The organism is Streptomyces palmae (assembly GCF_004684805.1).
Classification (GTDB): domain Bacteria; phylum Actinomycetota; class Actinomycetes; order Streptomycetales; family Streptomycetaceae; genus Streptomyces; species Streptomyces palmae.
In genome coordinates, this window is the sequence record NZ_SRID01000305.1 from 1 (window position 1) to 8,521 (window position 8,521).

Below are 8,521 nucleotides of genomic sequence, written 5' to 3' on the forward strand. Positions count from 1 at the left end.
ACCCCCGCCACCCCGCCCTCTTCGACCACGAGTACGACCACATGCCCGGGCCGGCCATCGCCGAGGGGCTGCGGCAGGCGGCGCTGGACGCGGCCTGCCGGGCCGGCGCGCTCCCCTCGCCGCGGGCGCTCGCCGTCGGCTTCGAGGCCGCCTTCCTCGACTTCGGGGAGTTCGAGGCCGACCTGGAGTGCACCGCCGAGGTCGGCACGGCCACCGCCGACGGCCGGGTGCCGGTGGCGGTCGGCCTCCACCAGTTCGGCAAGGCCATCGTGACCGGCAGCGTCGAGCTGCTGCCCGAGCCCGGTGCCCCGGCATCCCCCGCACACCCTCACGCCCACGCCAAGGAGTTCTGATCCATGACAGTTCAGCGAGCAGGTAGCCGCGGCCGGGTGGCGGTGGTCGGTTCGGGCATATCCGGGCTGGCCGCGGCCCTCCGTCTGGAGCTGACCGGCCACCAGGTGGAGCTGATCGAGGCGGAGGAGACCCTGGGCGGCCGGTTCGGGGTGGCGCGCCTGGGCGACCGGCCGGTGATGACCGGCGGCAAGAACATCGGCCGCCGCTACTCCGCCTTCCGCGCCTTCACCGCCGAACTCGGCGTCGACGCCTACGAGTCCTTCGGCTACAACGCGTCCCGGATCAAGGACGGCAAGGTCCTCACCCTGGACAGCGAGCGCCGCGGCCAGACGCTGAAGAACATCCGCGCGATGGGATCCACCCGGGACGTGGCGCGGATGGCCGCGATGGCGGCGCGCATCCGGATGGACGACACCAACCGCTTCCTCGGCTCCCGCTACTTCACCCGCCTCTCGCGCCGCCACGACCGCGCCCCGCTCAGCTCCTACTTCGGGCGGCAGATGACGGAGATGCTGGTCCGCCCGATGGTGATCCGGAACAACGGCGCCGAGCCCGACGAGGTCTACCCGGGCACCTTCGGCACCAACCTGGCCATGCTGATGGACCACTACGACCAGCTGGGCGGCGGCATCCAGCCCGCGCTGGACGCCATGGCCAAGCGGGTCACCGTACGGCTGGGCACCCGGGTGGAGGGCCTGGTGATCCGCGGCGGGCGGGTCACCGGGCTGACCGTGTCCGAACACGGCGCGCCGGCCGAGGAGCTGGGCTACGACGGCGTGGTGCTGGCCACCCCGGCCTACGCGACGGCGAAGATCGTCGGCTCCGAGCGGCCCTCGCTCGGCCGCCGCCTGGCGGACGTGCGGTACTTCCCGGCCACCGTGGTGCTGGTCGAGTACGACCGGCCGATGTTCACCCGCGAGGTGCGGGCGCTGGCCATGGACGACGGGCCGTGCAGCAACGCCGGTTCGTACGGCATGGAGGAGCGGCACATCGTCCGCTACACCTACAGCGGGCGCGGGGGCCGGCTCACCGACCTCTCCCCGGCGAACATCGACGCGCTGACCAGCCGCACCGAGGAGGTGCTGCGCACCCATCTGGGGGCGCCGCGCGCCGAGCGGGTGGCCACCCTGGTCAAGCACTGGGACGCCGCCTACTCCGGCTACCTCCCGCTGCACGCGGACTTCCTCGCCGAGGTCCGCGGCGCGGTCTCCGCGCTGCCCGGCCTGGAGCTGGCGGGCGACTACATCCAGGGTGTGTGCATCGAGGCGTGCTGCCGCTCGGGCAACGCCGCGGCGGCCCGGCTGGCCTCCTATGTGGCGGGGGCCCGGTGAGCCCTCTGGCGGTGGTCACCGGGGCCTCCGCGGGCATCGGCGCCGAGTTGGCCCGGGGGCTGGGCGCCCGCGGCCACGACCTGTGGCTGGTGGCGCGCGGCGCCGCGGCCATGGAGGAGCTGGCGGCGCGGATCCGGGCCGACCACTCGGTGAAGGTGCGGGTGGTCCCCTGCGACCTGGCCGACCCGGCCGCGCGGCAGCGGCTCGCCATGGAGCTGTCGGTCACCGAGGTGGACGTCCTGTGCGCCAACGCCGGCTTCCCGACCTGCGGTCCGCTGGCCGCCAACGACCCGGCCAAGGAGGCGGCCGAGGTCCAGGTCAACGTGGTGGCGCTGCACCAGCTGACGCTGGCCGTGCTGCCCGGCATGCTGGCCCGGCGGCGCGGCCGGATCCTGGTCACCGGCTCCACCGCGGGCCGCCAGCCGGTGCCCACGGCGGCGACGTACTCCGCCAGCAAGGCGTTCGCCAACACCTTCGCCGAGTCGCTCCACGCCGAGCTGCGCGGCACCGGGGTGAGCTGCACCCTGCTGGCGCCCGGCCCGGTACGGACCGGCTTCTACCAGGCCGGCGGCATCCCGGGGCTGACCGACCAGAAGATCCTGGCCTGGCTCACCCCCGCCCGGGTGGCCGCCGCGGGGCTGGCCGGACTCGCCCGCGGCCGGCGGGTGGTGGTGCCCGGGCCGGTGGCCAAGGCACAGAACCTCGCGGGCCGCCACACCCCCCGCGCACTGCTCTTCCCGGTGCTGCGCACCACGATCCTGCCCCGACTGCGCCGGGCCCGGGGCGTCCGTGCGACCGCTGACGCTCTCCCGAAGTGAGGAACCGAGGAAACCATGGACGGTAGAGAACACCGCTGGTTCATGCTCATCGCGTCGATCGTGCCGCTCGCGGCCGTACTCGGGGCGATGGTGCTGCTGTGGAACAGCGTCTTCCACTGGTCGGACCTGGTGGTCACGCTGGTGATGTACGTGATCTCCGGGTTCGGCATCTCCACCGGCTACCACCGGATGCTGACCCACCGGTCCTTCGAGACCTACAAGCCCATCCGCTACGGGCTGGCCACCGCCGGAGTGCTGGCCGGCCAGGGCCCGCCGATCATCTGGGCCGCGCACCACCGCAAGCACCACCGGGTGTCCGACAAGCCGGGCGACCCGCACAGCCCGCACCTGGACTTCCCGCCCGGTTTCAAGGGCATGATGGCCGGGCTGTGGCACTCCCACCTGGGGTGGCTGTTCGACACCAAGCTCACCTCCGACCCGATGCGCTACTGCCCCGACCTGGTCCGGGAGAAGCCGCTGCGCTGGCTCAGCGAGAACCTGCTGCTGGTCACCCTCGCCGGGGTGGTGGCACCGGGCCTGCTGGCCTACGCGATCACCGGCGGGAGCGTCCAGGCGCTGTTCACCGGCATGCTGTGGGGCGGCCTGGTCCGCATCTTCCTGATCAACCACGTCACCTACGCGGTGAACTCCATCGGCCACTACTTCGGCCGCCGCCGCTTCGAGACCACCGACCACTCGCGCAACGTCTTCTGGCTGGCCATCCCCTCCTTCGGCGAGGCCTGGCACAACAACCACCACGCCTTCCCCCGCTCGGCGCACCACGGCATGAAGTGGTACGAGGTCGACCCCAGCGCCATCCTCATCTGGGGCATGGAGAAGACCCGCCTGGCCTGGAAGGTCATCCGGATCGACCCGGAGCGGATGGAGATGCGGGAGGCGGGCGTCAGCCGGGTCTCCAGCGCCTCGGCGGACAAGCGGACGCTGCTGGAGAGCCAGCAGAAGATCGCGCCGATGGCCGACCGCACCGCCGAGGGGGAGTCCCTGGTCGACGTCGAGTAGCCGGCCGCACAAGCCGAGGACAGCCGTCGACGGACGGACAGCGGGTCGAGAACCGGGAAGGCACCATGCGCATCGACTTCTGGAAAGCCCTGACCAACGGTTCCGCGCGCGGGGTGCTGCACGCGTGGAACGGTGAGACCTTCGAGCACACCCCCTGGCGCGAGGTGGCGGCCGACGCCCACACCATGGCGGCCGGGCTGCGGGCGGCCGGGGTACGGCCCGGGACACGGGTCGCCACCATCCTCACCAACACCCCTCAGACGGTGCGCGGGCTGCTGGCCGTCTGGCTGGCGGGCGGCGCGGTCGCCTCGCTGCCGCTGCCCACCCGGGGCCAGAGCGTGGAGAACTACGGCCACCAGGTGTCGGCACTGGCGGGCGGCCTGGAACCGGCCGTCCTGCTGGTGGACGACTGGCTCACCTCCATGGTCCCGGCCGATCTCACCTCCCAGGTGCCGGTGCTGGGCTGGTCGGCGCTGCGCGAGGGCGGGGCCGCGCCGATCGAACCCAGCCCGCCCGGTCCCGAGGAGATCGCCTTCATCCAGTACTCCTCCGGCTCCACCAGCGTGCCCAAGGGCTGCGCCCTGACCACGCGCGCCATCGAGGAGCAGCTGGCCATCATCCTCCATCTGACCGGTGGCCGGCCGGGGAACGACACCGTCGCCTCGTGGCTGCCGCTCTCCCACGACATGGGGATGTTCGGCTGCCTGCTCTACTCCTGGGCGTACGACTTCGACTTCGTACTGTCCACCCCGGAGCGGTTCGGCATGGCGCCGCGCTCCTGGTTCCGGGACATGTCCGAGTACCAGGCCACCATGACGGCGGGCACCAGCACCGCCGTCTACCTCGCCGCCCGGGCCCAGGGCCGGGCCGAGCTGCCGCGCGAACTGCGGCTGCGGGCCGCGGTGATCGGCGCCGAGCGGGTGGAGTGGCAGACGCTGACCGCGGCCACCGAGAAGTTCCGCCCGTACGGTCTGACCGACACCGCCTTCCAGCCCGCGTACGGGATGGCCGAGGCGACCCTGGCGGTCACCGGCAAGCCCTGGGCGCAGGCGCCGGTCTCCCGGGTCTTCGACGGCGCCGCCCTGGTGGACGGCAAGGTCATGGAGGTCGAGGAGGACCACCCGCGGGCCACCCGGCTGGTCTCCAACGGAGTGGCGCTGCCGGGCGTGGAGGTGCGCGCGGGGGACACCGGGGAAGACGGCCTGGTCTCGGAGATCATGGTGGCCTCCCCGAGCCTGGCACAGGGCTACTACAACGACCCGGCCCGCACCGCGGCCCGCTTCACGGACGGCTGGCTGCACACCGATGACCTGGGGTTCCTGCTGGACGGCGAGCTGTATGTGGTCGGCCGGGCGGACGACATGATCTCGGTGGGCGGCCGGAAGATCTACGCGGGCGAGATCGAGGCGGCGGTCGGCTCGCTGGAGCAGGTCCGCAAGGGGTGCGCCGCGCTGGTCGACCTCGGCGGGGCCGCCGGATCCCGGCTGGTGCTGATGATGGAGGCCCAGGGCAAGCCGCAGGACTACGCGCCCATCGCGGACAGCGCGGCGGCGGTGGCCCGGGAACGCTCCGGGGTCGCCCTCGCCGCCTGCCTGTTCCTGCCGCGCGGCACCCTGCCCAAGACGCCGAGCGGCAAGATCCAGCACTACCGCTGCCGCGCGATGCTGGAGGACGGCAGCCTGGAACCGCTGGCCACCGTGGAGTACTGACGGGGCGTCATCGCACGGGACGCGTCGCGGCACGCCCGCGGCCCGACCCGCCGGGCGGGCCGGGCCGCGGGGGGCGGCTTTGGCAGGATGGTTCGTATGACCAATGAGCTGCCCCACGTGATCGCTGAAGTCGCCGAGGCCGAGAAGCAGGCCACCCGCAACGAGCTGGACCGGCTGGACCGCGGAAAGGCCACCGGGCCCGCGCGCTATGACGTCGAGTTCGTCTACGACCATGACGGCCGCGGGGCCGGGACCATCGCCCGCTTCGGCGCCCAGTCCCCGGTGCCGATCCCCGCGATCGGACAGACCGTGCACCTGCACGGGCATGGCCCCTTGGTGGTGCGCGCGGTCGACACCGGATACGAGGTGAGCGAGGAGGACGGCGCGCTGTACACCGGGACCACCGTGGTGGTGGCGGTCCCCGCCGAGGACTGACCCGCGGGGCCGGCCCCGGCCGGCCCGGCCCGGGCGCGGGGCCGCCGGCGCCCCGGCCGGGGCACGGATGGCCGTCGGGGCACGGCACGGACGGCGGGCCGGCTCCCGACCGAAACACGCCGCGGTCGGCGGGCCGATGCCCGCCCCGGGCAGCGGGCCGCCGCGAACGGCTCGATGACCGGCCCGCTCCCCCGTCCTCCGGCGGCGCCACCCCCGGGGGCGGTCCTGCGCGCGAGGGCGGGCCACCGGACCTAGCATGAAGAGCGGGGGACGGAAGAGGACTCCGCATGGCCGCTGCTGATACAGCCGCGTCGATGGACGGGCCGTTCGAGATGGCACCCGCCGCCTGGATGATGCTGGACGGCGCGGGTGTCGTGGTCGGCTGGACGCCCGCCGCAGAGCACCTGCTGGGCTATCCGTCCGCCGAGGTGCTGGGACGCCCGGCCGCGGTGCTGCTGGCCACTCCCGAGGACGCGGCCGGGGCCGCCGACATCGCCGGCCGGGCGTGGCAGGGGCCCGGCTGGTCCGGCTCGGTGACCGCCCGGCACCGGGACGGGCACCAGGTGGACCTGGGGCTGCGCATCTCCGCGGTGGCCGAGGCCGACGGCGACCGCCGCTGGCTGGTGACCGCGACCGACCTGGCCGGCGCCCCGACCTGGGGCCACCAGGTGATCGAGGGCTTCTTGACCCGCTCCCCGCTGGGCATGGCGGTACTCGACCCCCAGATGCGCTACCTGTGGCTCAACGACACCCTGGAGCGGTTCGGCGGGGTGCCGCGCGAGCAGCGGCTGGGCCGCCGGCCCTCGGAGGTGCTGAGCCCCTCGTACACCGAGCCGCTGGAGCGGATGATGCGCCAGGTGCTGGCCACCGGCGAAGCGGTGACCAACTACGAGTACCAGGGGCACACCCGGGACGGGGGCCGGCTGCGCGCCTTCTCCAGTTCCTTCTTCCGCCTGGAGGACTCCGACGGTCGGGTGCTGGGCGTCTACTACCAGGTCATGGACGTCACCGACCGGTGGCGGGCCGAACGCCGGCTGGCGCTGCTCAACGAGGCCGGCGCACGGATCGGCACCACCTTGGACGTGCAGCGCACCGCCCAGGAGCTGGCCGAGACGGCGGTGCCCCAGGTCGCCGACTTCATCACCGTGGACCTGCTGAGCGCGGTGCTGCACGGGGACGAGCCGGCCACCGGACCGGCCGAGATGCGCGGACAGCTGCGCCGGGCCGCCCAGCTGTCGGTGCACGAGGGCTGCCCGGAGTCGGTGGTGGCCATCGGCGACCCGATCGGCGCTCCGGAGCCGGCCCCGTACGAGCGCTGTGTGGCGGACGGCGAGGCGTTCCGGGGGGTCGTGGACCCGGACTCCCCCAGCCCCGGCTGGATGGCGCGGGACCCGGCCCGGGCGGAGAAGGTGCGGGAGCACGGGCTGCACGCCGGGATGTGGATGCCGATGCGGGTGGGCGGAAAGCTGCTGGGCGTGGTGACCTTCGCCCGGTCGGTGAACCCCGAGCCGTTCGAGGAGGAGGACCAGCAGTTGGCGCAGGAGCTGGTCGCCCGGGCCGCGGTGGCCGTGGACAACGCCCGCCGCTACACCCGGGAGCACGCCCTGGCCCTGGCGCTCCAGCAGAGCCTGCTGCCGCGGGAGGTGTGCAGCGGTACCGCGGTGGAGGTCGCCAGCCGCTATCTGCCGGCCGCCGGGGTGCAGGGCGGGGTGGGCGGCGACTGGTTCGACGTGATCCCGCTGTCCGGGGCGCGGGTGGCGCTGGTGGTGGGCGATGTGGTGGGGCACGGCATCAACGCGGCGGCCACCATGGGGCGGCTGCGGACCGCGGTGCGCACCCTGGCCGACATGGACCTGCCGCCGGACGAGCTGCTGGCGCACCTGGACGACCTGGTGATCCGGCTGACCGAGGAGCAGGACCCCTCGGTGGCCACCGCGCTGCTCGGCTCCACCTGCCTGTACGTCGTCTACGACCCGCTGACCCGGGTGTGCGCCATGGCCCGCGCCGGGCACCCGCCGCCCGCGGTGGTGGAGCCGGACGGAACGGTCTGCTTCCCGGAACTGCCCGCCGGGCCGCCGCTGGGGCTCGGGGCCATGCCCTTCGAGGCCGCGGAGGTGGAGCTGCCCGAGGGCAGTCTGCTGGCCCTCTACACGGATGGGCTGCTCGCCTCGACCGGGGAGGACGTGGACGAGCGGATGAGCCGGTTCGGCCGTGCGCTGGCCGGGCCCGACCTGCCGCTGGACCGGCTGTGCTCCCGGGTGATCGATTCCATGCTGGACGGCCCGCAGGAGGACGACGTGGCGCTGCTGCTGGCCCGCACCCGGGGGCTCGCGGCGCATCAGGTGGCCTCCTGGGACCTGCCCGCCGACCCGGCGGTGGTCGGCAACGCCCGGGCGATGGTCGGCCGCCAACTCGCCGAGTGGGACCTCGACGAGCTGGGGATGACCACCGAGCTGGTGGTCAGCGAGCTGGTCACCAATGCGATCCGGCACGCCACCGGGCCGATCCGGCTGCGGCTGATCCGGCAGGCCGCGCTGATCTGCGAGGTCTGGGACGGCAGCAACACCTCCCCCCGGCTCCGGCACGCGCGCACCACCGACGAGGGCGGGCGCGGGCTGTTCCTGGTGGCCCAGCTGACCCGCCGCTGGGGCACCCGCTACACCTCAGGCGGCAAGCTGATCTGGGCCGAGCAGGACCTCCCGGGACCACTGCCCACCCTGGACTGACGGGCCGGACCCGTCCCGGCCCGACGGCCGGGCCCGCCCGCGCCCCAGGACTCAGGCACCCCGCCGGCAGCGCACCCCGGACGACCGGGACGACGCCGACTCCCCGGGCCCCCGGATCACCCCGGGCA

Annotated in this window: 7 protein-coding genes; all 7 read left to right on the plus strand. The window is 73.9% G+C overall.

Annotated features, from left to right (window positions below; all coding sequences use genetic code 11):
* Positions 1 to 353: AfsA-related hotdog domain-containing protein (locus E4099_RS24670; RefSeq protein ID WP_280923523.1), on the plus strand; the 353-nt coding region annotated here is incomplete at its 5' end.
* Between the two features lie 3 nt (positions 354 to 356).
* Complete coding sequence (locus E4099_RS24675) at positions 357 to 1,685, plus strand: protoporphyrinogen/coproporphyrinogen oxidase (RefSeq protein WP_135341319.1); 1,329 nt, start codon at positions 357 to 359, stop codon at positions 1,683 to 1,685.
* Positions 1,682 to 2,503, plus strand: a complete 822-nt coding sequence (locus E4099_RS24680; protein WP_135341320.1) for an SDR family NAD(P)-dependent oxidoreductase — start codon at positions 1,682 to 1,684, stop codon at positions 2,501 to 2,503. Before E4099_RS24675 ends, E4099_RS24680 begins: the two co-directional genes overlap by 4 nt.
* 15 nt (positions 2,504 to 2,518) lie before the next feature.
* A complete protein-coding gene (locus E4099_RS24685; RefSeq protein ID WP_135341321.1) occupies positions 2,519 to 3,523 on the plus strand; it encodes an acyl-CoA desaturase in 1,005 nt (334 codons plus the stop codon).
* A 65-nt stretch (positions 3,524 to 3,588) separates the two neighbouring features.
* Positions 3,589 to 5,232 carry an AMP-binding protein gene (locus E4099_RS24690; RefSeq protein ID WP_135341322.1) on the plus strand — a complete coding sequence of 548 codons (1,644 nt, stop codon included), beginning with the start codon at positions 3,589 to 3,591 and terminating at the stop codon, positions 5,230 to 5,232.
* Positions 5,233 to 5,328: 96 nt separating this feature from the next.
* Entirely contained in the window at positions 5,329 to 5,667 is a 339-nt protein-coding gene (locus E4099_RS24695; protein WP_135341323.1) for a hypothetical protein, read from the plus strand.
* 287 nt (positions 5,668 to 5,954) lie between these two features.
* Positions 5,955 to 8,393 (plus strand): SpoIIE family protein phosphatase, encoded by a 2,439-nt coding sequence (locus E4099_RS24700; RefSeq protein ID WP_386389271.1) that lies wholly within the window; start codon positions 5,955 to 5,957, stop codon positions 8,391 to 8,393.
* Positions 8,394 to 8,521 lie beyond the last annotated feature (128 nt).

What these genes read in the sequence shown, in the direction of transcription:
- E4099_RS24675 (WP_135341319.1), top strand. Translation starts at nt 357, where the DNA reads ATGACAGTTCAGCGAGCAGGTAGCCGCGGCCGGGTGGCGGTGGTCGGT.
- E4099_RS24700 (WP_386389271.1), top strand. Translation starts at nt 5,955, where the DNA reads ATGGCCGCTGCTGATACAGCCGCGTCGATGGACGGGCCGTTCGAGATG.
- E4099_RS24695 (WP_135341323.1), top strand. Translation starts at nt 5,329, where the DNA reads ATGACCAATGAGCTGCCCCACGTGATCGCTGAAGTCGCCGAGGCCGAG.
- E4099_RS24690 (WP_135341322.1), top strand. Translation starts at nt 3,589, where the DNA reads ATGCGCATCGACTTCTGGAAAGCCCTGACCAACGGTTCCGCGCGCGGG.
- E4099_RS24685 (WP_135341321.1), top strand. Translation starts at nt 2,519, where the DNA reads ATGGACGGTAGAGAACACCGCTGGTTCATGCTCATCGCGTCGATCGTG.